Annotated in this window: 14 protein-coding genes and 3 pseudogenes; all 17 read right to left on the minus strand. The window is 73.7% G+C overall.

All coding sequences use genetic code 11. The features are described from left to right. Nucleotides 1-34 precede the first annotated feature (34 nt). The 17 genes and pseudogenes from meaB to UK82_RS02575 all read right to left on the minus strand — a co-directional run bounded on the left by meaB (nucleotide 35) and on the right by UK82_RS02575 (nucleotide 23,326). Nucleotides 35-1,051, minus strand: a complete 1,017-nt coding sequence (gene meaB, locus UK82_RS02500) for a methylmalonyl Co-A mutase-associated GTPase MeaB (protein WP_044884487.1) — start codon at nucleotides 1,049-1,051, stop codon at nucleotides 35-37. 89 nt (nucleotides 1,052-1,140) lie between these two features. After that, nucleotides 1,141-1,733, minus strand: a 593-nt coding sequence (locus UK82_RS35130) for a cobalamin-dependent protein (protein ID WP_236705404.1), incomplete at its 5' end; no start/stop codon positions are given. Between the two features lies 1 nt (nucleotide 1,734). Then, nucleotides 1,735-3,390, minus strand: a pseudogene (gene scpA, locus UK82_RS02505) (methylmalonyl-CoA mutase); the annotation flags it as partial. After that, nucleotides 3,390-5,297, minus strand: coding sequence for a methylmalonyl-CoA mutase subunit beta (locus tag UK82_RS02510; protein WP_044884485.1), 1,908 nt, complete (start codon nucleotides 5,295-5,297; stop codon nucleotides 3,390-3,392). The gene UK82_RS02510 and the pseudogene scpA, both read right to left, overlap by 1 nt. 1,526 nt (nucleotides 5,298-6,823) lie before the next feature. Continuing rightward, a complete protein-coding gene (locus UK82_RS02520; RefSeq protein ID WP_236705405.1) occupies nucleotides 6,824-8,020 on the minus strand; it encodes a lipase family protein in 1,197 nt (398 codons plus the stop codon). Between the two features lie 213 nt (nucleotides 8,021-8,233). After that, nucleotides 8,234-8,917, minus strand: coding sequence for an SCO family protein (locus UK82_RS02525; RefSeq protein ID WP_044884483.1), 684 nt, complete (start codon nucleotides 8,915-8,917; stop codon nucleotides 8,234-8,236). Continuing rightward, nucleotides 8,914-10,251: a glycoside hydrolase family 6 protein gene (locus UK82_RS02530; protein ID WP_236705406.1), complete on the minus strand. Its 1,338-nt coding sequence runs from the start codon at nucleotides 10,249-10,251 to the stop codon at nucleotides 8,914-8,916. Before UK82_RS02530 ends, UK82_RS02525 begins: the two co-directional genes overlap by 4 nt. Before the next feature lie 167 nt (nucleotides 10,252-10,418). After that, complete coding sequence (locus tag UK82_RS02535) at nucleotides 10,419-11,666, minus strand: glycoside hydrolase family 6 protein (protein ID WP_044884533.1); 1,248 nt, start codon at nucleotides 11,664-11,666, stop codon at nucleotides 10,419-10,421. 183 nt (nucleotides 11,667-11,849) lie between these two features. After that, nucleotides 11,850-12,143, minus strand: a 294-nt coding sequence (locus UK82_RS35135; RefSeq protein ID WP_236705407.1) for a galactose oxidase early set domain-containing protein, incomplete at its 5' end; no start/stop codon positions are given. A 1-nt stretch (nucleotide 12,144) separates the two neighbouring features. Further along, nucleotides 12,145-13,454: pseudogene (locus UK82_RS42225) on the minus strand (galactose oxidase); the annotation flags it as partial. 1,270 nt (nucleotides 13,455-14,724) lie between these two features. Next, nucleotides 14,725-15,688 (minus strand): annotated as a pseudogene (locus tag UK82_RS35140) (glycosyltransferase family 2 protein); the annotation flags it as partial. Nucleotides 15,689-15,983: 295 nt separating this feature from the next. Next, nucleotides 15,984-16,664: a hypothetical protein gene (locus UK82_RS02550; protein ID WP_236705408.1), complete on the minus strand. Its 681-nt coding sequence runs from the start codon at nucleotides 16,662-16,664 to the stop codon at nucleotides 15,984-15,986. A gap of 488 nt (nucleotides 16,665-17,152) precedes the next feature. Next, nucleotides 17,153-17,971, minus strand: a complete 819-nt coding sequence (locus UK82_RS02555) for a sulfite exporter TauE/SafE family protein (protein ID WP_044884480.1) — start codon at nucleotides 17,969-17,971, stop codon at nucleotides 17,153-17,155. Between the two features lie 212 nt (nucleotides 17,972-18,183). Continuing rightward, nucleotides 18,184-18,639: a tellurite resistance TerB family protein gene (locus UK82_RS02560; protein WP_044884479.1), complete on the minus strand. Its 456-nt coding sequence runs from the start codon at nucleotides 18,637-18,639 to the stop codon at nucleotides 18,184-18,186. 101 nt (nucleotides 18,640-18,740) lie between these two features. Next, nucleotides 18,741-21,056 carry a hypothetical protein gene (locus UK82_RS02565; RefSeq protein ID WP_236705409.1) on the minus strand — a complete coding sequence of 772 codons (2,316 nt, stop codon included), beginning with the start codon at nucleotides 21,054-21,056 and terminating at the stop codon, nucleotides 18,741-18,743. A gap of 22 nt (nucleotides 21,057-21,078) precedes the next feature. Next, entirely contained in the window at nucleotides 21,079-21,690 is a 612-nt protein-coding gene (locus UK82_RS02570; protein ID WP_055406176.1) for an adenylate kinase, read from the minus strand. A 193-nt stretch (nucleotides 21,691-21,883) separates the two neighbouring features. Continuing rightward, nucleotides 21,884-23,326 carry a glutamate synthase subunit beta gene (locus tag UK82_RS02575; protein WP_044884477.1) on the minus strand — a complete coding sequence of 481 codons (1,443 nt, stop codon included), beginning with the start codon at nucleotides 23,324-23,326 and terminating at the stop codon, nucleotides 21,884-21,886. Between the last annotated feature and the right edge of the window lie 30 nt (nucleotides 23,327-23,356).

A 23,356-nucleotide genomic window follows, 5' to 3' on the forward strand; every position in this document is an offset into this window, starting at 1 on the left:
TGGAGCCAAAGCGAACCGCGGGGCGGCGTGGGAGTTATCGCCCGGTGCCGGAGGGTGGTGCAGGGTCGCCGAAGGCGGCGAGGATCGCGTCGGCGGCGAGGGCGGGGGTGAGCGTGCCGTCGCGGACGCGACGTTCGAGGTCGGGGGCGATCTCCCGCACGCGCGGGTGCGCCCGCAGCTCGGCGAGCAGCCGGTCGTGGACCATCGCCCAGGTCCAGTCCACCTGCTGGCGCCGGCGGCGGGCGGCGAGCTCGCCGGAGGCGTCGAGGGTGTCCTGATGCTTGACCACCTGCGCCCAGACGGTGTCGAGGCCGGTGCGCTCGGCGGCGCTGCAGGTGAGCACCGGGGTGTTCCAGTCGCGCGGCCCCGAGGAGCCCTGCAGCATCCGCAGCGCCCCGGCCAGCTCGCGGGCGGCGCGGCGGGCGTCGAGCTCGTGCGGGCCGTCGGCCTTGTTCACCGCGATGACGTCGGCGAGTTCCAGCACGCCCTTCTTGATCCCCTGAAGCTGGTCGCCGGTGCGGGCCAGGGTCAGGAACAGGAAGGTGTCGACCATGTCGGCCACCGTCGTCTCCGACTGGCCGACGCCGACCGTCTCGACCATGACGACGTCGTAGCCGGCCGCCTCCATGACCACCATCGCCTCCCGGGTGGCCTTCGCGACCCCGCCGAGGGTGCCCGCGGTCGGCGACGGTCGGATGAAGGCCGCGGGGTCCACCGACAGCGCGGCCATCCGGGTCTTGTCGCCGAGGATGCTGCCGCCCGTCCGCGTCGACGACGGGTCGACGGCGAGCACCGCCACCTGGTGGCCTCGCCCGGTCAGGATGGTGCCCAGCGCGTCGATGAACGTCGACTTGCCCACGCCCGGCACCCCGGTGATGCCGACGCGGCGCGCCTTGCCGGCGTGCGGGAGCAGGGTCACCAGCAACTGCTGGGCGAGCTCCCGGTGGTCGGGCCGGCTGGACTCGACCAGCGTGATGGCCCGCGCGATCCAGGTCCGCGACGAGGCCAGCACGCCGTCCGCGTACTCGGTCAGATCGATGCGCCGGGTCACGACGTCAGCGACGCCATAGCCGGCGGCGCCGGTGCCGGCCAGGCCATAGCCGGCGGTGCCGTTGCCAGAGATGCCACAGCTCGACCGGTTCAGGCGGCGGAGTGGCCGAGCTGCGCCGACAGGGTGGCGAGCAGCTCCAGCGCCGCGTCGGCGATGACCGTACCCGGCGGGAAGATCGCCGCCGCCCCGGCGGCCCGCAGCTCGTCGAAGTCGCCCGGGGGGATGACCCCGCCGACCACGATGAGGATGTCGGACCGGTCCAGCGCGGCGAGCTCCTCGCGCAGCGCGGGCACCAGGGTGAGGTGCCCGGCGGCCAGCGAGGACACTCCGACGATCTGGACGTCCGCCTCGATCGCCTGACGGGCGACCTCGGCGGGCGTCTGGAACAGCGGGCCGACGTCGACGTCGAAGCCGATGTCGGCGAAGGCGCTGGCGATGACCTTCTGGCCGCGGTCGTGGCCGTCCTGGCCCATCTTCGCGACGAGGATGCGCGGCCGGCGGCCCTCCTGGCGCTCGAACTCGGCGGCGGCCTCGCGGGCGGCGGCGACGTTCCCGGCGGGTCCCGCCTCGTCCCGGTACACCCCGGAGATGGTACGGATCTGGCCGGAATGGCGCCCGTAGACCTTCTCCAACGCGTCCGAGATCTCGCCGACCGTCGCCTTGGCGCGGGCCGCGTCGACGGNCAGCGCCAGCAGGTTCTGCTCCAGGCCGGGACCGCGACGGCCGTCGCGGGCGGCGTCCGCGGCCGCGGTGAGCGCGTGCAGCGCCACCTCGACCGCGGCCGGGTCACGCTCGGCGCGCAGGCGGCGCAGCTTGTCGATCTGTTCGGTACGCACCGCCGAGTTGTCAACCTTGAGGACCTCGATCGCCTCGTCGGCGGCCACCCGGTACTTGTTCACGCCGATGAGCGGCTGGCGGCCGGCGTCGATGCGCGCCTGGGTACGCGCCGCGGCCTCCTCGATGCGCATCTTGGGGATGCCGGCGTCGATGGCCTGCGCCATGCCGCCGGACGCCTCGACCTCGCTGATGTGACCCCACGCCTTGCGGGCCAGGTCGTAGGTGAGCCGCTCGACGTAGTGGCTGCCACCCCACGGGTCGATGACCCGGGTGGTGCCGGACTCCTGCTGCAGCAGCAGCTGGGTGTTGCGGGCGATGCGGGCGGAGAAATCGGTGGGCAGCGCCAGCGCCTCGTCGAGGGCGTTGGTGTGCAGCGACTGGGTGTGACCCTGGGTGGCGGCCATCGCCTCGACGCAGGTCCGCACCACGTTGTTGAACACGTCCTGGGCGGTCAGCGACCAGCCGGACGTCTGCGAGTGGGTGCGCAGCGACAGTGACTTCGAGCTCGTCGGCGAGAACTGGTTGACCAGCCGCGCCCACAGCAGCCGGGCCGCGCGCAGCTTGGCGACCTCCATGAAGAAGTTCATCCCGATCGCCCAGAAGAACGACAGCCGCGGGGCGAATGCGTCGATCGCCAACCCTGCGCCCAGGCCGGCGCGGATGTACTCGACGCCGTCGGCGAGGGTGTAGGCGAGCTCCAGGTCGGCCGTCGCGCCGGCCTCCTGCATGTGGTAGCCGGAGATGGAGATCGAGTTAAACTTCGGCATCTTCTGCGAGGTGTACGAGAAGATGTCCGAGATGATCTGCATCGACGGCTGCGGCGGGTAGATGTAGGTGTTGCGGACCATGAATTCTTTGAGGATGTCGTTCTGGATGGTCCCGGCGAGCTGCTCCGGAGCCACCCCCTGCTCCTCGGCCGCCACGATGTAGAGCGCGAGCACCGGCAGCACCGCGCCGTTCATGGTCATCGACACGCTCATCCGGTCCAGCGGGATGCCGTCGAAGAGCTGGCGCATGTCGAGGATGGAGTCGATGGCCACCCCGGCCATCCCGACGTCCCCGGTGACCCGCGGGTGGTCCGAGTCGTAGCCGCGGTGGGTCGGCAGGTCGAAGGCGACCGACAGGCCCTTCTGGCCGGCGGCGAGGTTGCGCCGGTAGAAGGCGTTGGACGCCGCGGCGGTGGAGAACCCGGCGTACTGACGGATCGTCCACGGCTGGGTGACGTACATCGCCGGATAGGGGCCGCGCAGGAACGGCGCGATCCCCGGGTAGGTGCGCAGGAAGTCGAGCCCGGCGGTGTCGGTGGCAGTGTAGAGCGGCTTGACCGCGATGCCCTCGGGGGTGTCCCAGGTCAGGGCGTCGACGTCCTTGCCGGTCGCCGCCTCCAGCGCGGTGCGCCACGCGGCCTCGGGCGTGTCCGCGCCGGCCGGCGGGCCGCCGAGCTCCACCTGGGAGAAGTCCGGGATGGCGGCGGAGGGCCGGTTCGAGCTGTCCACGGACATCAGCGCACTCCCGCCTCGGCCTGCGTCGCCTGGAGCACGGCGACCGCATTGCATCCTGTGAAGACGTACCCGTCGATGCCCGCCTCGGCGTCGGCCTGGGCGCGCGAGCCCGGCTGACCGGCGAGCCACACCTGGCGGGCGCCCGCGTCGCGCAGCGCCCGGGCCACTGCGGCGGCGTGCTCGGCGTACACCTTGTCGCCCGAGCAGAGGCAGGCCACCGCGGCGCCGGAGGCGGCGAAGGCCGCCGCGATCGCGGCCGGGTCGGTACCCGGGCCGGACGTCGGGGTCTCGAACCCGCCCGCCTGGAACAGGTTCGCGGCGAACGTGGCGCGGGCGGTCGACGCCGCGGCACTGCCGAGGGTGGCCAGGAACACCACCGGGCGGGCGGCCGCCTCGGCGTGGGTGTCGGCACGCGACCGCAGCGCCTCGAAGTCGGCGTCGTAGTGGATCTCGGGCAGGCCGGGCGTCCCGTCGATGGTGGGACGCTCCTCGGCCGGGGCCGGAACGCGCTCGGGCAGGCTCTCGGCCAGGTTGGGGAACTCGCTGACGCCGGTGAGGGGATCGCGCCGGTGGGCGATCGCCTCGGCGCGCCTGGCCCAGGTGGCCGCGATCCGCTCGGCGACGAGACCGGAGCGCAGGGCGGCGACGATCCCGCCGGCCCGCTCGATCTCGGTGAACCAGGCCCAGGCAGCCTCGGCGAGCTCGGCGGTGAGCGACTCCACGAACCACGAACCACCGGCCGGATCGATCACCCGGATCAGGCTCGACTCCTCCTGCAGGAGGGTCTGGGTGTTGCGGGCGATCCGCCGGGAGAAGTCGTCGGGCACGCCGAGGCGGGTGTCGAACGGCAGAACCGTCACCGCGTCCGCACCGCCGACGCCGGCGCCGAAGCAGGCCAGGGTGGTGCGCAGCATGTTCACCCAGGGATCGCGCCGCGTCATCATCGCCGCCGAGGTGACCGCGTGCTGGTGCTGGGCGCGCTCGGCCGGCTCGGCCCCACACACCTGTGCGACCCGGGACCACAGCCGGCGCGCGGCCCGCAGCTTCGCGATGGAGGAGAACTGGTCGGCGGTGACCGCGTAACGGAACTCGAGCTGCCCGAGGGCCTCGGGCAGACTCAGCCCTGCGTCGGTGAGCGCGCGCAGGTAGGCGACCCCGGTGGCCAGCGACGCACCGAGCTCCTCGGCGTCGCTGCCGCCGGCGCGGTGGTAGGGCTGGGCGTCGACGACGAGGGCCCGCACGCCGGGAAACTCGGCCACGCAGCGCGCCGCGAGGGCCGCCGCCTCGGTCAGCCCCGCCGGCCCGTCCGCCGGCAGACCCGCCCGCGCGGCCAGGCCGATCGGATCGGCGCCGAGGCTGCCGGCGAGCTGCGAGCCGGGCACGCCGCGGGCGGCGGCGAGGCGGAAGAGCTCCTCGGCCGCCGACCGGGTCTGCGCGCCCGCGTCGAGAACGACGGGGGCGAGGTCGAGGTAGACCTCGCCGAGCACCGTGGCCAGGGCGCCGATCGGCAGCCCGCCGGAGCCGAGGCGCAGCCACAGCGACGTGACGCCGTTCTCCAGGTCGGTGAGAACGGCATCGGCGGCGGCCTTCGCGTCGGGACCGGCGTGCAGGGCGCGGACGTCCCAGCCAGTGGGGCCCGCGCCCTGGGGCCGACCACCCCGCACGAACGGCGCGAGGCCCGGCAGGCCCACCCCGCCGGCGGGCAGGTCGTCGGCGGTGTAGAGCGGTCGGATCAGCGGGCCGTCATAGGTCCGCGTGGCCAGCAGCTCCTCGACTTCGCCGGCGGCACTCGACTCGGTCGCCACGCCGGACTTGCGCAGGACGCCCAGGACGAGCTGCTGCCACTCGGCGCGGGTGGCCTCCGGAAAGTCTGCGGCCAGCGACAGCCCGGCCGATGGAACGCTCATGTTCCGGATCGTAGGCGTGGGACGCCCGGGCGGCTTGGAATGTACTTCCTGTCACAAGTCCTTGCACGCCTTTGTCCGGATGGTGGCAATACTCACGAGGCCTGCCGTTCCGCCTCGTCCCACGCCGTGGGGGAGGCGAGGAACCGGTCGACGGCGGCGACGATCCGCTCCGGGTACCAGGCGACGTCCAGCGCGCTGAACCGCAGCACCGCCCACCGCCGGGCGGCGAGCAGGTTGCCGCGCAGCCGCTCCAGGTGGAACGCCTCGGCGGAGCTCGCCGTGGTGTACGTGTCGGCCTCCACGTCGAGCCGGTGCTCCGGCCAGGCGAGGTCGAGCTTCGCGATCGCCTGGCCGCCGCTGTCCTGGACCGGCCACTGCAACTGGGGCGGCGCGAGCCCCGCGTCGGCGAGCAGCAGCCGCAGCCGGGTCTCGAGCGCCGACTCCGCCCGCCCGTCGGCCAGATCCCACCAGTCCTGCGTCGGCCGGAAGCCCCGCCGCCCGGCCGCCGCCTCGCGGGCCGCACGCAGGTTCGGCACGACCCCGCTGTGCAGGGCGGCGTCCATCTCGGTGACGGCGGCCTCCCGGCTGGGCGCCGCGAGCACGAGATCGGCGAGGGTGCGCGCCGGCGAGGTGACGGGAATCCCGGCCAGGTCGACCTGTTCGCCGGCGCCGAGCTCGGTGAAATGCAGCCGGATTCCCCGCGGCTGCGCCCGCGTGAGCCGGGGCGGCAGCAGCAGGTGCACGGGCTCGGCCGGATTCTCCGGCTCCCCACCGGGAAACCCGAGCAGCCGGGCGGCGGTGATGTTGCAGACGACCGCGTGCGGACGGCCGACGAGTGCCGCCCGCACGCGCGCCGACAGGGGAAAGGGAGGCGGCGCGAACACCCCCGGGCAGACGCCAGCGGGGGCCGCGTCACCGGGGACCGCGGCGGCGGGGACCGCACCACCGGGGAGCACCGGGAGGAGCGGGCCGCCACGAGCGGCGAGGTGCCCGCAGTGCCATCCATTCTCGGCGACCGCAGGAGGCTCGTCGGCGAACGGCGCCGGCTCCGGCGCCCAGCCCGAGCCCCGCCGCTCGTCGCCGGGCCCGGCGACGTCCTCGTTCAGGGGGACGACCGGGACGACGAAGGCACCGCGGACGGGGTGGCTCCACTGATCGGACTGGACGAGCTGGCGGAGCTGACCGCGAGTCAGGCCGACGGACATCGCCTGCCGGAACGTGATCACCCCGCCCTGCCGGCGGGCCNGCGCGACGGCGGGGTCGAGACCGGGGTAGCGGCGGACGACGGGTCGGGTCGGCGGGGTCGAGGCCGAGCGGGAAAAGGTCATGAACCGAGAATCCAACAGAATCGACCCGCCAGCCAGAGGCAACATGAAAGCTGTGGATAACCATCGCGGCGGTGGACGGCGAGCAGATCACGAATCCCCCGAACAGTGACAACCATTTCCCGTATTCGCCGCCTCCCTATTCGAAGAAATGGTCGGGGAATGGCATCCGGCAACTGGCGCGGCGCGGCGGTGTGCGGGTCAGCAGTTCCCGTGCGTCGGGAGGCCGGCGAAGCGGTCGGCGAGGAACCGCAGCGCCTCCTGCGTGCGCCCCACCCCGTCGATGTGGTCGCCGGGGAAGGGAGCCCAGGTCACCGCGACCCGCCGGGTGCAGTACTCCGTCCGCAGGCGCGCCGCCTGGCCGAAGGCGACCAGGCTGTCCGACGTGGCGTGGTAGAGGTAGAGCGGAATGCGGGGCGCCACCCGTCCCAGGGTGTTCTCGGCCAGCCGCGCCCGCCAGCGCGGCAGCGTCATCGGATCGGTGGTCGTCAGGTCGGCGATCCGCCTGCCGGCGAACCCGGTGACCAGGGCCAGCGAGCAGGCGGTGCGAACGGCGGCGAACACGCTGCGGCCGGACGGGGTCAGCAGCGCGTTCAGCCGCAGGTCCGGATAGGCCGCGTCGAGGCCGACCGCGGCCGCCAGACCGAGCCCGGCAGCCCCCTTTCCGTCCAGGGCGCGCCCGACAGCCCCCAGGTCGGCCGGCACGCCACCGGCGGCGACCCCGCGTAGGTCCAGGTCCGGCGCGTAGGCGGGGGCGAGCTGCGCCGCCCACACCGCGGCTCCCCCGCCCTGCGAGTAGCCGGTCAGCCCGACCCGCCGATGTGCCGCGCCGGTGAGCCCCGCGACCCGCGGGGTGGCCCGCACGATGTCGAGCAGGGCGTGCCCCTCGGCCGGCCCGACGACGTAGGTGTGCTCGCCCGGGGTGCCGAGGCCCTCGTAGTCGGGCACGGCGACGATCCACCCCCGGCCCAGCGCCTCGGTGATCGCCCCGACGGCGAGGTTGACGCCCACGGCGAGTCCCTTCGACGCCGCGCAGTCGTCGCCGAGCCCCTGGGTGCCGGGCGCGTAGCCGAGGATCGGCGCGTCGCCGGCCGGGTGGACGGGGACGAGCACGGTGCCGCTGACCGCGATCGGCCTACCGAGCGCCCCACTGGACAGGTACAGCACCTGGACCACCCGCGCGCCGGCCGTGGCGAACGGCCCCGCCGCCGGCACGGGACGCGACCACAGAACATCCCCGGCACGGCCGGCGGGCAGCGGCACGGGCGGGCGGTAGAACCCCTCTCCCGCCGGCGGGGCCACCGGGCCGAAATAGCGTGGCCGGTCGGCCGGGCCACCGGTCGGCGTCCGGCCGCCCGACCCGCAGCCGACCAGCGCGGGCACCAGGACCAGCACCACGAGCGCCCCTGCCAGTCGCGGCCGGCGCCCCGGTGACCACGGCGACGTCCCCGACCTCGGCAGAACACGCCGCCGGGAAGCACCCGACCACCAGGAAGCACCCGACCGCCAGGAAGCACCCGACCGCCGAGAAGTATCCGGCTGCGTGCTGTCCGGCATCCGGGCCGCTCCCCTCGCCACCGTCGCGTGGCGCCGGGCGGTCGGGCCCCGCGCTCAGCTCTCTCCCGCGAGCAGCAGCGGGATGTCGTGGGCGTAGTCGGCGACGGCGGTGCCGGCGAGGTAGCCGACGCGGGCGACGCCGTCCGGGCCGATCGCCGTGACCTGGCTGCCGTGCGGCACCACGATCGTGCCATCCGCGGCCGGCGTCGGCGTGCTGAAGGTGACGCCGGCCGTGTCGGCGAGTCGGGTCACCGCCGTGGCCGGCCCGGTCAGGCCGACGAACGATCGGTCGAACTGGTCGAGCCAGTGGCGCAGGACCGGACCCGTGTCGCGGGCCGGGTCGGTTGTCGCGACGACCACCCGGACCCGGGCGCGCTGCGCGGGGGTGAGCAGACCCACCGCGGCGGCGAGGTCGGCGACCGTCGTGGGACAGACGTCCGGGCAGGAGCTGTAGCCGAAGAACAGCAGGGTGAGCCGGCCATCGGCGGCCGCCGGCAGGGTCCACGGCCGGCCGGTGGTGTCGGTGAGGGTCACGCCGGGCAGGCGCACCGGGGGGTCGAGGCGCACGCCCCGCACCCCGGTGGCCCCGCCGACGTCGTCGAGGTGTACCGGTCCCCCGGCCGTCGACCCCGAGCCGCCTGCGGGCCCGCAGGCGGCGAGCAGGCCGAGCAGCGCGACGAGGCAGCCGAGCAGCACCGCCGCGCGGCCCCGCCCCGACGGCCCGCCGCGCGTCGTCACGCGGCCCTGCTCGCCAGGCCCATGGCGTAGTCGAGCCACCATCCGCCGGCGGCCGGACCGCCGTTGCACGCGCCGTCCGACTCCCCGGGCACCTTGATCCACAGGTAGGCGTCGGCTCGCGGATTGCCCGTCCGGTCGGTGGGGGCCACGCCCAGGCCTCGGCCGGGCGGGTTGCACCAGGCGTTGTCGGCGGCCGGCCCCCGACCGTTGCGAGAGGTGTCGACGACGTAGTGGGCGGTGCCGCCGAGGGCGGCGACAACCGCATCGCCGTAGGCCGTCTCGTCGGCGGTCTCGTCGAAGTTCGACACGTTGAGGGCGAAGCCCCGGGCGCGGGCGACGCCGGCCTGCCGCAGCCGGGCGGCGGTGTCGGCGGCCGAATGCCAGGATGCGTTGCCGGCGTCGAGGTAGACCTCGGCCCCGACCGCGGCGAGCTGGTCGACGGCGTAGCCGAGCATCGCGTACCGGGCGGTGGCGGCGGCCGGTGCCAGGCAGTCGATCTGGGCCAGGGCGTCCGGCTCCAGGATGACCGCGGCGGGACCGGAGCCGATGCCGGCGGCGAAGGCGGCGATCCACGCCCGGTAGGCGGACTCGCCGGCGACCCCGCCCGCCGACTGGCCGCCGCCGCAGTCGCGCTGCGGGATCGCGTAGGCGACGAGCACGGGCAGCGCGCCGGCCGCCCGCACCACCCGAACCCGGTCGGCGACGCGGGTGCGCACGGTGGCGGGATCCGGGTCGCCGAACCAGTCGGCGTGGGAGCGGCCGGCCAGCCGGGACAGCGTCTGTGCCCCGGCGGGATCGGTCTGGCGCAGCGTGCGCACCGCCTGGGCCGCGTCGCCGGCGGGATCGACGTAGAGGGTCGCGGCGGCGAACGGGTCGCCGGCCGTCGCACCGACGACCGCCGGCAACGCTGCGGCGTCGGCCGGCGCGCCGGAACCCCCGGTGCCCGCGGCGGTGAGCCCGCCCACCGCGACCGCCGTGCTGGCCGACGCCACCGGCCGGGTAGCATGGGCCGCCGGCGCGAGTGCCACGCCGGCCTTCGCCACCTGGACCGTGCCCGGCGAGGCCGGCGTCGGATCCGGCGGCGCCGGGGCAGGGGTGAGGGTGACGACGCCCGGCTGCGCGGCGACCGTGCTCGATCCGCCCGAGGACCCGTAGGCCGGCTCGATGACGAGCTGTTCGAGCCCGAAGCCGGCGCACACCATGAGCGCCGCCAACGGCCAGAGCAGCGCGAAGAACCGGCCACGATGGCCCCGTGGGGCGCCCGCGGCCGCCGCGTCCCGCCCCGCCGACGGGGTGGGACGACGATGACGGCGGTGACCCGAGGCGTCCGACACGCGACCTCCGAATGCACGCGACCGCGCGGTGTTGACGCGCAGTGCCCCGATGTCGGAAAAGAGCATATCGACGGCCACAATGGCGACACTCCGGCGGGTATCGGGCAATCTTCCGTACCGGGAGACTTCCCTCCCCCGTCCGGGGGGAGCGCATAACCGGCCGGCGTTCAGCCCGCGGCGTTGCGCACGAGCTCCGCGGCCTGTTCCGGCCACCACGTGCCCGCTGCCGGATCGCCACGGCCGCATTCCCCGTCGCTCGCGCCGGGCGTCTTCACCCAGAGGAACGCGTCCGCATGCGGATATCCCGTGCTGGTCGTGGGTTTCTCGCCGAGGCCGCGTCCGGGCGGATTGCACCACGCGTTCGTCAGCCCGACCGCCGGGCCGCGGCCGTTGCGGGAGGTGTCGACGACGTAGTGCGCCCCTCCGACGAAGCGGGAGAGGACCTCGGCGCGAGCGGCCTCGTCCTCGGTGCGGTAATAGTTCGCCACGTTGACGGCGAAGCCGCGGGCGTGCGCGATCCCGGCCTGCGCCAACCGCCCGGCCATGACCGCCGGGGCGATCCAGCCGCAGTTCGCGCCGTCCAGGTAGACGCTGGTCGCCGGCAGCGTGCCATACACGTCGACCGCGTCGCGCAGCAGCGCGTAGCGTTCGGCCGCCTGCGCGGCGTCGAGCTGGTCGATCTGCCCGAGCGCATCGGGTTCGAGCACGATGACCGCCGCCGCGCCGCCGATGCCCGCGGCGACCTGGCGGGTGAACTGGCGGTAGGCGACGGCGTCGGGCAGCCCGCCGGCGGAGAAACCGGCTCCCACGTCCCGGTGCGGGATGGCGTAAACCATGAACACCGCGGTGGCTCCGGCCGTCGCAGCCGCGGCGGCCCGGCGGTGGACCTCGCCGACGACGTCGGTGATCCAGTCGCCGACCGAGAAGGCGGACGAGGTCTGGACCAGCGGGGCGATGGCCGCGGCGTCGGCCGGATGGGCCTGCGCCTGCTGCGCCGCCTGGCTGGCCAGGTCGACGAGAAACGGGCCGCGGGGCGCGCGGCCCCGGGCGACGGCCCCGTCGGCGGGGAGGGAGGAAGCGGCGAGGGAGGGACCCGTCCCGGCGCCGCCGCCCGCGGGGCAGCGGGTCGGATCCGGGGCGGGCACCGCGGTCGTGACAGCGCCCACGCCCACGGCACCGCCGGCCCCGCCGGCCGACTTCCCGCCGCCGCCCGGGCCGCACCCGACCAGCGTGACGACCAGCGCCGCGACCAGTGCGAAGACGGCCGCGACCCCGCGGGGACGGCCGCAGGCGCACGGGCGCCACCCCCGCACTCCCTGGCCGCGCGGGGCAGGGGCCCGTCGCGGCCAGCCCGGCCACACACGGTCGCCGCCCGGCGGCATGGGAACGGCGGCCCGGGACCTGGACGTCGGCACGAAGGCACTCCTCTCGACGGTGGCCTCGCCGACCTCGGCGTGGGGCGGTCGCCGCGGGGCCCACTCCCCCGCCGGCCGCGACCCCGCCGCAACCGCGCCGCGACCGGCTGACCGACTGGCCGACCGACCGGCCGACCTGCCGACCGACCGGCTGACCGGCGCCACCGGCCGCGGCGGCGGCCGTCAGGGGGTCACGTGCACCCAGGTCGCGACCGACGGCACGTTCGCACCGTTGTCGACGAAGAGCATGTACCAGTCACCCGGCAGAACGTTCGGATTGTCCGGCACGCTCACGGTGACCGTACCGTCCGCCTGTGCCGTGATCGGCAACGCCACCGACCGTTGCTCGGTGTCGGTCACGTGGGTGTAGGCGCCGGGCCGCATCAGCCGGACCTTGCCGATCTTCTGCGAGGCACGCAGCGTGATCGTGGTGCCCCGGGTGATCGTGCCCGGGGCACCACTGATCACCGGACGCTCNCCGGCGTACAGGTAGGGCGGCGAGTAGACCTCGACGCGGGTGTCGAACGTGTTGTCGTCGCTGAGCGGGTTGGAGCCGAAGACCGCGACCCGGCCGTCGGGCAGCAGCAGGTACTCGGAGTGGTAGTCGCGGCCGACGTGCGGGTCGGCCACCGGGCGGAACGCCTTCGTCGCCGGGTCGTAGATCTCGGCGGTGAGGGTGTCCTTCGCCCGGTAGCGCCGCGACCCGCCGGAGACCAGCACGGTGTCGTCGGGAAGCAGCACGGCGCCCGGGTACCGCTTCGGCGAGCTGAGGTCCGGACCGCGCTGCCAGGCAGGTTGCGGCGCGGACAGGTCGACGATGGCGGTGCGATCGGTCGCCACCTGGGTGTCGCCGACGCCCCCACCGCCGATGAACATCACCTTCTGGTCCTGCGCCGGGGCGAGCAGCACGGTGCCGGCCGTCTCGTTGACCTCAGGCAGCGGCAGCCCGGGAACGGCCTGGAACTGGTTGTTCGTCAGGTTCCACAGCCCCGACTGGCGCGCCTCCAGCGACGCCGGCCCGTAGCCGGCGTTGGCGCCGGAGAAGAACAGCCGCCCGTCCGCGGTGAGCAGCAGCGACGGGTAGGTCGGGAATTCCTTGACCAGCTCCGGATGCTCGATCCAGGCCGAGCTCGCGATGTCGAAGGACTCGGTGTTGCCCGGGTCGATGTCGCCGTTCTCGTTGAGTCCGGAGACGGCGACGACGGCACCGTTGGCGAGCGTGACCAGCGTCGGGTACCAGCGGGCATGCTGCAGGAATCCGGTCTTGACGTACCGCTGGCTGATCGGATCGAACACGTAGGAGTCCTTCAGCCCCTCGTATTCCTTTTTCTTGCCGTCGGGGGCGTCCTGGGCCAGCACCTCGTAGGCCTTCGTCCCGCCGGCGATGAGCAGGTCGCCGTTGGGCAGGAACGCGTGACCGGCGCAGAAGACGTCCCACGGCGTGTAGATCTTCTGGAAGCTGTTCGCCGTCGGATCCCACAGGATGGTCTCGAACCGCTTGGCGTCGAAGTTGTTCTTGTCGTTGCCGGAGCCGGCCATCAACAGAACCTTGCCGGTGCGCAGCAGTGCGGCATGGATGGACCGCGAGCCGCTGTCCGCGACGATGTCCCAGCGCCCGTTGTCCCGCATGTACGCGGGCTGATGGGAGCGCCACTCGTCGTATCGGTCGGACGCCCAGGAGTCCATGTACGGGAAGTTGCCGGCGAGGACGACGAGCACGATGATCGTCGCCTGCAGGAGCCGCCGACGCCGCCGGGAGGTCGTCGGCCGGGCGACGACGGGGGCCATCCGCGGATCGTCGGCCGGCGCCGGTGCGCCGAGCGCGTGCAGGTCGGAGACGGTCGGCGGGTCGGGATCCGGCGACGATCCGGACCGCCTTGGACGGTCGGCCATCAGCCCAGCTCCTCAAGCGTGCCGTCCAGGGTGACGCGGCGGCGGCGCGGGGTGAGCCTCATCGTGACGTCCTCGACGTAGGCGGGCAGCTCGCCCGCGGCGGACACCCCGGCCAGCTCCTTGCGCGGGGTCAGCATGGTCTCCTGCTCGGCGTAGACGGGCTCGTCGTCGGCGTAGGCGGGCAGGTCGGCGGGCAGTTCGGCCGCCCGGCGCTCTCGGCGCCGCTCGCGCCCGTCCACGGGCCGGTCTTGGCCCCGCGGCGCCCGCTCCTCGGGAGCAGCGGGCAGCGTGCGGGTGATGACGGTGTCCTGATCGACGCCGCCAGCGCGAGCGCTGGCGCCGCCGCTGCCGCCCAGGCCGACGCCACCGGCACCGGCACCGGCCGCCACCCGGGCCGCGGCGGCGGCCGCCGCGGGGGCGGACAGCAGGATGGTGGGACCGTCCACGCCCGTGGAATCGCCCGCCCGGCCGGCCGCCCTCGCCGGCGCGGCGGCCGCGGCCTTCGACCCGACGATCGTCAGGGTCTCGTTGCCGATGCCCGCCGCGCCGGCGCCGGCCAGCCCCGCGGGGATCGGCACGTGCTCCGTCGCCGGGTCGGCGAACGCCGCGACGACGGCGGCCGGCACCTCCTCGGTGATCGGATCGAGGGCCGACGGGTACCCGGCCGCGGCCGCGCGGACGGGCGCGGACCGGGCCGACCCGACGGTCTGCGGCGCGCGGCGCGGCGCCGGCACGTGCGCGGCGGGCAGCGGGTTCGGCGCCGCCGCACGGCGCGGTGCGAGGATCGGTTCGAGGCTCCACAACCCGATCGGCAGCAGGCAGATCACCAGCGACAGCGAGACCCAGACCATGTTCGCCGGGTACAGGTGGCCGAGCGAGGCGGCGGCCGCGATCGACCCGGCCGACCAGGCCGCCCAGAACAGGTGCTTGCGGAAGGTCAGCAGCCGGTCCGGGCTCGCCTGGTCGCCCTTCGGCGTCACGACGAAGCCGAGCTTGCGCCGGAAGACGGCCCCGACCAGCGCGGTCGAGTAGAACGGCGTGCACAGCACCGACACGAAGATGCCGGACATCCCGGCGCTGCCCGCCTCCTCGTGCGGGCTGGTGTTGAACCGGCGCAGCCAGAAGTAGAGCAGCAGTCGGGCGGCGAACACGTCGATGTAGAGCNCCAGCCACGCCGAGACGTGCAGGACCACCCCGGTGGAGCCGAGCGCCATGTACGTCGTGGTGAGGATCATGCCGAGGATCCAGGTCAGAGCGACCGTCGGGTAGTGCAGCATGAGCGTGGCGTAGTGCAGCCGCGGGCCCCAGGCAAGCTTGCGCATCCGACCGGCGGCCTCGGTGACGAGGACCTCGTTGGCACCGCGCGCCCAGCGCAGCTGCTGGCTGAAGAAGTCCGTCCAGGTGGCCGGGCCCTCGCCCACGGCGATGACGTCCGGGGTGTAGACCGAGGTCCAGCGGTGGTTCGTCTGCGGGTTGCGGGCGCCGTGGACGGCGAAGGACGTCGCGAGATCCTCGGTGATCGAGTCCTGAAAGCCGCCGATCTGCCGCCAGGTCTCGACCCGGTAGGCATGGTTCGTGCCCACGAACATCCCGGCGGCGAACCGGTTTGCCGCCCGCTGGACGACGGAATGGAACATGTAGTTCTGCGCCTCGGCCCCGCGGGTCAGGTAATGACGGAAGTTTCCGTAGACCTGCGGGCCGACGACGAACGCGACGTTCGGATCCCGGAAATAGCCGAGCATGCGTTCCGCGAAGTTCGGCAACGGAATATGGTCCGGGTCGACGGAGAGCACCACGTCGTAGGTGTCGCCGTGCGCGTCGAGCCAGGAGTTGTGGTTACCGTGCTTGGTCTTCGCCCGGAACCGGCCGCGAGCGGTGTTCCAGCGCTCCACACCCTTGCGGGAAAAGTGGTTGACCCCGATCTCGGCGCACATCGCGCGCACGGCCGGGTCGTCGCCTTCATCGAGCAGCCAGACGTCGATCGTCGAGTCATGGCGGATGTTGCGGGCCGCGATGAGGGTGTCCCGGACGACGTCGAGGGGCTCCTTCGCCGGCACGATCGTCGTCGTGAAGGCGACGCGCAGACCCCGCGGCGGTCGCACGGGTACCGGATTGCGCATGATGTACGCNGACCAGCACAGGGTGATCGAGTTCAGCAGTCGAATACCCTCCGTGACCACGATCAGCCAGAACATCACGGCATTGCCGACCTGCACGGCGGTCGGCAGGTACTTCGCGTGCGGATAGTGCTCCGGCTGGATCAGCCAGACGAAGAACAGCGACGACAGGCCCACAGTAGCGATGAGCTGCGGCAACACCTGGTAGAGCGCGCGCCCCACCATGATCTTGCGGTAGGCGACGTGGTACTCCCCGCTGGCGGGGGGCTCCTGGAGCGGTCCGGCGAGCGTCGAGAACGACGCATAGTCATAGGCCATGGTCGACCCCGCGTTCCGCGGCACCGTTGCCGCCCGGGATCCCACCGGGAGCCGCCGGACCCACACCGGACACCTCGGCGGACGCGGGCCCGGAGACAGGGGCGAAGCCGGCCTGCGTCGCTCCGACGGAGCCTGCCCATCCGCCGGCCGTCGACGCCTGAGCCGCCGCCGCGGCCCGGCGGGTGAGCTGCAGCCAGCCCGCGGCCGCCAGCACCACCACGATGCCAGCGACGGCCGCGACCCACAGACCCGCGCCGGCGGTGCCCGCCGCGACCGGCTCGTCGGTCTGGAACGTACCGATGCGCAGTCGGCCGATCGTGTGCACGAGCGGGTCGGCGGCGTGCAGCCGGCTCAGCGCGAGACCCGTGACGGCGGCGCCGAGCAGGGCCAGCAGCGCACCGAGCGCGGCCCGGCCGCGGCGGTGCGCCAGCACGCAGACCAGGGCCGTGAGCAGGCCGAACGCGACCACCAGCGGCCCGGCCGGACGCAACTGCCAGCCCGATCTGGAGACCACGAGCAGCGCCGAGCCGCGGTCCGACAGGGTCGCGCGCGCCCAGGTGCGCGGCACGGAAGCCGCGGCGATCAGCCCGGCGAGGGCGCACAGCGCCAGCGCCCGGTCCGACCAGCGCGCAACCCCGGCCGACGGGCCGCTCGGGCCTCGGCCGCTCACCCGTGGCGCCCCCGGCCGCGCCGCGCCGGCCCGCCCGACTGCAATCGGTTCATCGTCGAACACAAGACCCCTCCCAGCGGACCAGCCACGCGCGTCGCGTCGGCACTCAGACCGACCGCGCTGGCGTACCGCAAAACCGCGCCACCCCCTGGCGCGACAGGACCCACCGACCCCGCGCGGATCACGCCTGGCAGCAGCCCCGCTGATAGACGCTCAGCGGCGCGATAATGTTGCGCCATCCGCACAGGATTGCCGTTACGTGAGCGTTCCTCGGGAACACTGCGTACACAGATTATGCGGGGGCGCCGAATACGGCTCCGCCGGGCCCGGCTCGTCGGGCTGCCATTGTGACAGTGACGTGAGAGTCATTCGAGGAGCGGACCGGCAAGGTTATCCGACGCGGGTCGGGACGTTGTCCGGCCGGTTGCCCCGTGATGAGATGGCCGGCCGTGAGATGGCCCGCGGTGAGATGGCCCGCGTGGCGCTGATCAGTTCCGGATGATAAGCACGATCGCCACGCCGACCCCCAGCGTGATCACCGCCGCACGCAGGAGAGCCGGGCGCAGCCGCCGGGCGATCCGGGCGCCGAGCAGGCCGCCAAGCAGCGAGGCGACGACGAGGATGCCCGCGAATCCCCAGGCGACCTTCGCGGTGATGAGGAAGACCGCGACTCCCACGGCGTTCACGCCGAAGGCGAGCAGCGTCTTGAGCGCGTTGGTGCGTTGGAGGTCGTCGACGAGCAGGATCCCCAGCACGCCGAGCAGCAGCACCCCGAGCCCGGCGCCGAAATAGGAGCCGTACACGCCGGCCACGAAGATCCCGATCCGGGTGGGCCAGGTGACCGTGTTCCCTGACCCGCCGATTCCCGCCGCCGAGGCAGCCGGGACCGGCGGGGCGGTCGTGGCCGGGGCGGCCGCGGCCCGCCGCCGCGCCACGACAGCGGCCAGCCGGGTCTGCGCCGCCAGCAGCAGACAGGACACCAGAACGAGGTACGGGACCAGGGCCCGAAAGCTGTCCGACGGGGTGGCCAGCAGCACGACCGCGCCGACGATCCCGCCGAGCATCGCGGGCGGTCCGAGCGCCCGCAGCCGGTCAACCTGGTCGGCGAGCTCGCGGCGGTAGCCCAGCGCACCGCCGGCATAGCCGGTGAGCAGGCCCACCGAGGAGGTGATGTTCGCGGTCAGCGCCGGCAGCCCGGTGGTGAGCAGGGCCGGAAAGGCGATCAGCGTACCCCCGCCGGCGACGGCGTTGACCGCTCCCGCCAGCAGACCCGCCCCGGCCGCCAGCAGGGCATCGGCTGGACCCACGCATCCTCCTCGTCACGCGCCGTCACGTCAGGGATGCACCCGGGCGGACGTGGGCGCCGCCATCCGCGCCCGCCTGCCGGCTCCCCGGGCAACCCGCTGACTTGCAGGTCAGCGCGTTCGGGCGATGTGCCCGAGCATCCAACTCCGCCGGCGAGCAGGGGAGGAAGTGTGACGAGATAGGCGCGCGGCGACCGCCGCACCCCGGAGCGGATCTACAGATCGAACTCCTCGGGGCTGATCCCGACCGCGTAGCACGCCTCGCGCACGACGGCCTGCTCGCTCTTGTCGAACGTGCCGTCCGCCCCGCCGATGACGATCCCGATCTGGATGACGGCGCGCGCCTCGGCGGGCTTCTTCTTCGTCTTGCCGATGTCCTGCAGGACGGACACCTTGCCGAACTCGAAGTCCGCCTGGAGCTTGCCGACGTAGTCGTTGAAGCGTCGCTGGAGGTCGTCGGCCGGAAAGTTGTTGAGCACGTCGTTGGAAATGATCAACGACGCGACCCGCTGACGCTCGGCCGGATCGATCGTCCCGTCCGCCGCCGCGACCAGCGCGCAGATCGCCATACTGGCATCGCGGAAGGCTCCGCTCTTCAGGTCGTTCTTCTTCGCGGCGAGCTGGCCCTGCATCGTCTGGGCGGACTGCCGAAGCTGGTTCCAGATGGGCACCTGAGCTCCCTTGCGCGGGTGTGGGTCGACGAAGGCGTCTTCTCGCTGGTTGCAACGCACGATGGCCGATCCATGCTCCCACCATCACCGCCGCCGCCGTATCAGCCCCCGGCGGCGGAGGCGGCCGAAGCGGGGAGACGATTGAGGCGGTCCACCGCGGTCTGCGCCGTGCCGATCGTCGAGAAGTCGACCGCGACGAACGTCGGCGTCCGCCCCTGCTGCGCGCGGCAGCGCTCGGCTCTGCCGACGATGGTGTCGGCGGCGTTGGAGGTCAGCGCGGCCCGCCGGCTGGGCGCGGCATCGGTGAGCCAGTGGTTCATCAGCAGCAGCCCCGCGCCGGCCGCGCCCCGGTTGCGCACACAGTCGCGCAGGTCCTCGGGCCGCTTCGCGTCGAACGGCGTGTCGGCGGCGTACCGGTAGAAGCCGCGCAGGAAGGTGCCCGGCAGGTCCTGGCGCTCGGTGAAGACCACCAGCCGCCGACCCGAATCGATCATGGTGCGCAGGGTCGGCCAGCGTCCGTGGGGATCGTCGGGCGGCGTCGCGACCATTCCGGCGAGCCCCGCCGCCGCGACCCCGCCGGCGATCTCGCTGGCCGGGACGTCGTCGTCCTGGATGATCAACGTCACCACCTCGGTCGGGTTGCGGGCCATCCAGTCCCGCACCCGGCCGAGCTCCGCGACGAAGTCCAGCGAACCGAGCTGACACAGGTTGTGGCACAGCCAGACGCCGGGCCGCGTCGACACGGCGCCCCGGCTCAGCGGTGCCAGCGCCGCGCGGGTCGCCGGCGGCAGGGTGGCCAGGTACGTCTCGACCTGCGCGGGTGGCGTCCAGTGATGGACGTCGAGCAGCAACGTCCGCACCCCGGAGTCGAGCTGATGGACGATCGTCGGGTCCTGGGACGGACCGAGGAACCGGTCCTCGCTGTTCGCCATCGCGTTGTGGGTCGCGAGGTAGGTCACCTGGTCGTAACGCCGGTCGCACAGCGACGGGCTGCTCTCGCACAGCTCGCGCGGCTCGGCGGCGGCGCCGGGGAACGCGGTCCAGGTCACGGTGACCATCACGGGCACGGCCAGGACGAACGCGGTGGCGACCCGGCGGCGGCGACCGGTCCGGCTCCACCGGGCCGACACCGCGACCAGCAACGACAGTCCGGCGGCGGCGAGGCCGACGACGAGCGTCCAGGCCACGACCCGCAGGTAGTCGCCCTCCACCGTCCCGTAGGCGTACCGGGAGAAGTCGACGAGCACCCTGCTCGCCCCGGGGGGCAGCGGCGAGCGCGGCCCGGCGAGCGAGGTCAGCGGATTGGGCAGGGTCAGGCGCAGCACCGCCCCGAGCAGGGCCGCGCCGAGCCCGGCCGCGATCATCGCCCCGGCCGCCGCGCGGACCCGCGACACCCCCCGCCGCCCGGCCAGCACGACGATGCCGGCCAGCGCGCCCGCCATGATCAGGCTGAGTAGCGCGGTCGCCCAGGTCAGGGTGGCGGCGACGTCGTGCAGGCGGTCGATCGCGGTGATCGCCGGGGAGTCGCGCAGGTCCGACAGGCGCAGGCCGAGGTCGAGGGTGGAGCCGTGCAGCGACGCCTGCAGCCGGGCGGTGGCCCGCTCGTCGCCCTGGAAGACCTGCGGTCCGATCAGCGCCAGCGCTCCGGCGACGTCACCGGAGCGCAGCATCGCCCGCAGCTCGGGGCCGACGCGCGCGCGGGTCGCCGGGTCCACCCGGTCGAGCACGAGCGGCAGGATCCGGTCGGTGTCCTGCGGGGTCAGCTCGATGCTGGGCAGCGATGCCGGGGGGCGGCCCGCCGCGATGTCGTCCAGCGCGGTCAGCACGCCGTGGGTGAAGTCCTGCACGGAGGCGGCCCGGTAGCTGGTGCCGGTGCCGAGCTCGCCGGCGATGTAGCGGTTGGCAAGGCCGGAGATGTTCCCGAAGATCGGCCGCAGGTCGACCGCGAGCTCGACGTCGCCGGTACGGGCGCGCAGGTAGTCGACGATCCGGGTGATCTGCTCGTCGGTCATCTCCTGCACCGTCGCCGGCGGCAGCACCGTGCGCAGGTTCGCGGTGACCAGTGAGCTGTCGATCGGCAGCCCGGCGAGCAGGGTGTCGACCGCCGGGTCGGGCAGGACCTCGGTGTAGATGCGGTCGTAGGCGTGCGCCCGGGCCAGCGACTGGGAGTAGAAGGCCGGGTTCAGCACGGTCCGCGCCGCGGTGAGGATGACCACCAGCGGCAGCCCGCAGAACACGACGAGGGCGACGAGACCGACGTGCGCGGCGCGGCGGCGGCCCGTGTTCGAGGGCCCGGCCACGCCCGTGCCCCGCCCGGCCCGTACCGACGGCTCCCGCTCATCCGCGCCCTGGCTCACCGCGTTCAAGATATCGCGCGCCGACGCGGTCATCGCGGGCGGCAGCAACCGGGGGCTCATCGGAGCTCCCCCGCCGGAGCGGTCAGCCGGGGTGGTGCAGCTCGGGGTGGTGCAGCTCGGGGTGGGCGGTGTCCTCCAGCACGCGCTCGATGCGAGCGGCAACCTCGTCGGGAGTGCCCGCGCCGTCGACGGTGCGTAGCAGGCCGCTGCGACCGTAGTAGCGGCGCAGCGGCGCGGTCTCCTCCGCGAAGACCTTCAGCCGGCGGCGAGCGGTGTCGTCGGCGTCGTCGACGCGATCCTCGGTGTGCGCGCGGCGACGGATGCGGTCGAGCACCTCGTCGATGTCGACGTCGAGGTCGACGACCGCGTCGAGGGGGCCGCAGCTCGCGGCGAGCATCCGGTCCAGCGCCTCCGCCTGCGGGTAGGTGCGGGGGAAGCCGTCGAGCAGGAAGCCGACGGCGCAGTCCACGCTGCCGTCGAGCCGTTCGGCGACCATGTCCAGGACGATCTCGTCAGGCACGAGCTCGCCGGCGCGGACATACCGCTCGGCGCGGCGGCCCAGCTGCGTGCCCGCGGCGATCTGCCGGTCGAAGAGCTGGCCGGTGGAGATCGCGGGGATGCCGTGGCGGGCGCTGATGCGCGCGCCCTGCGTTCCCTTGCCGGAGCCCGGGGGGCCGAGCAGCACGAGCCTCATATGACAGGACGGTACCGCCACCAGCGCCGATGCCCCCAGCAGATCTCGGTCAATCAGGGCAGATCCGGCACGGAGCAAGGCACATCACAGCGAAATGTCACCCGCTGCGAACCTCCGGCCTACGCGGCCGCACCGATGATGTCGGCCGGGACCGGCCGCGACGGCCGCCTCCCGCGGGAGGCAGCCGTCACCGTCAGCGACGGGTCGGGGTGATCGGCTCGGGCAGGTCGGTGCGGCCCATGAGGTAGCGGTCGACCGCGGCGGCCGCCGCGCGCCCCTCCGAGATCGCCCAGACGATCAGCGACTGGCCTCGGCCCATGTCCCCGGCGACGAACACGCCGGGCACCGACGACGACCAGCCGGCGTCGCGGGCGACGTTGCCCCGGGGGTCGAGCTCGACGCCGAGATCGGTCAGCAGGCCGGGCTTCTCCGGGCCGGTGAAGCCCATGGCCAGCAGCACCAGCTCGCAGGGCAGCTCGACGTCGGTGCCCTCGACCTTCTCGAACTTCCCGGCGACGAAGCGGACCTCGTGCATGCGCAGCGCCCGCACGTTGCCCTCGTCGTCGCCGAGGAACCGCTCGGTGTTGACGGCGAACACCCGCTCGCCGCCCTCCTCGTGCGCGCTGGAGACCCGGTAGACGATCGGGTAGGACGGCCACGGGTTGGCCGGCGCCCGTAGCTCCGGCGGTCGCGGCATGATCTCGAGCTGGTGCACCGACGCCGCGCCCTGGCGATGTGAGGTGCCCAGGCAGTCCGCGCCGGTGTCGCCGCCGCCGATGATGACGACCCGCTTGCCCTTCGCCGAGATCGGCGAGGTCGCCAGGTCACCCTGGGCGACCCGGTTCGCCGGCACCAGGAACTCCATGGCGAGGTGGATGCCGCCGAGCTCTCGGCCGGGGACCGGCAGGTCGCGACCGACCGTCGAGCCACCCGCCAGCACGACCGCCTCGTAGGAGGAACGCAGCTCGTCGGCGGAGATGTCGACCCCGACGTTGCAGGAGGTCACGAACGAGGTGCCCTCGGCCTCCATCTGGGCGAGCCGCTGGTCGACGACCTTCTTCTCCATCTTGAACTCGGGAATGCCGTAGCGCAGCAGCCCGCCGACCCGGTCCGCCCGCTCGTACACGACGACGTCGTGCCCGGCGCGGGTGAGCTGCTGGGCGGCGGCGAGCCCGGCCGGCCCGGAGCCGACGACCGCGACCCGCTTCCCGGTGCGCACCGTCGGCGGCACCGGCACGACGGTGCCGTCCGCCCAGGCCCGGTCGATGATGCTGACCTCGACCTGCTTGATGGTCACCGGGTCGTCCCCGATGCCCAACACGCAGGCCGCCTCGCACGGCGCGGGACACAGCCGGCCGGTGAACTCGGGGAAGTTGTTCGTCGCGTGCAGCCGCTCGATGGCGTCAGGCCAGTCCCCGCGCCGGGTCAGGTCGTTCCACTCGGGGATGATGTTCCCCAGCGGGCAGCCGTTGTGGCAGAACGGGATGCCGCAGTCCATGCACCGGCTGGCCTGCTCGCGCAGGTGCTCCTCGGGAAAGGGCTGGTAGACCTCCCGCCAGTCCTGGAGGCGGAGGTCGACCGGCCGGCGCTTCGGCAGCTCCCGGCGGTGCTTGAGGAAGCCTGTCGGGTCAGCCATGACACTCCTGTCGGATCCGTCCGGGCCGCC

Origin of the sequence: Frankia sp. ACN1ag (genome assembly GCF_001414035.1) — a bacterium.
GTDB lineage: Bacteria > Actinomycetota > Actinomycetes > Frankiales > Frankiaceae > Frankia > Frankia torreyi.

Coding starts and splice junctions, on each gene's coding strand:
- UK82_RS02565 (WP_236705409.1), bottom strand. CDS start 21,056: ATGAGCCCCCGGTTGCTGCCGCCCGCGATGACCGCGTCGGCGCGCGAT.
- UK82_RS02575 (WP_044884477.1), bottom strand. CDS start 23,326: ATGGCTGACCCGACAGGCTTCCTCAAGCACCGCCGGGAGCTGCCGAAG.
- UK82_RS02570 (WP_055406176.1), bottom strand. CDS start 21,690: ATGAGGCTCGTGCTGCTCGGCCCCCCGGGCTCCGGCAAGGGAACGCAG.
- UK82_RS02510 (WP_044884485.1), bottom strand. CDS start 5,297: ATGAGCGTTCCATCGGCCGGGCTGTCGCTGGCCGCAGACTTTCCGGAG.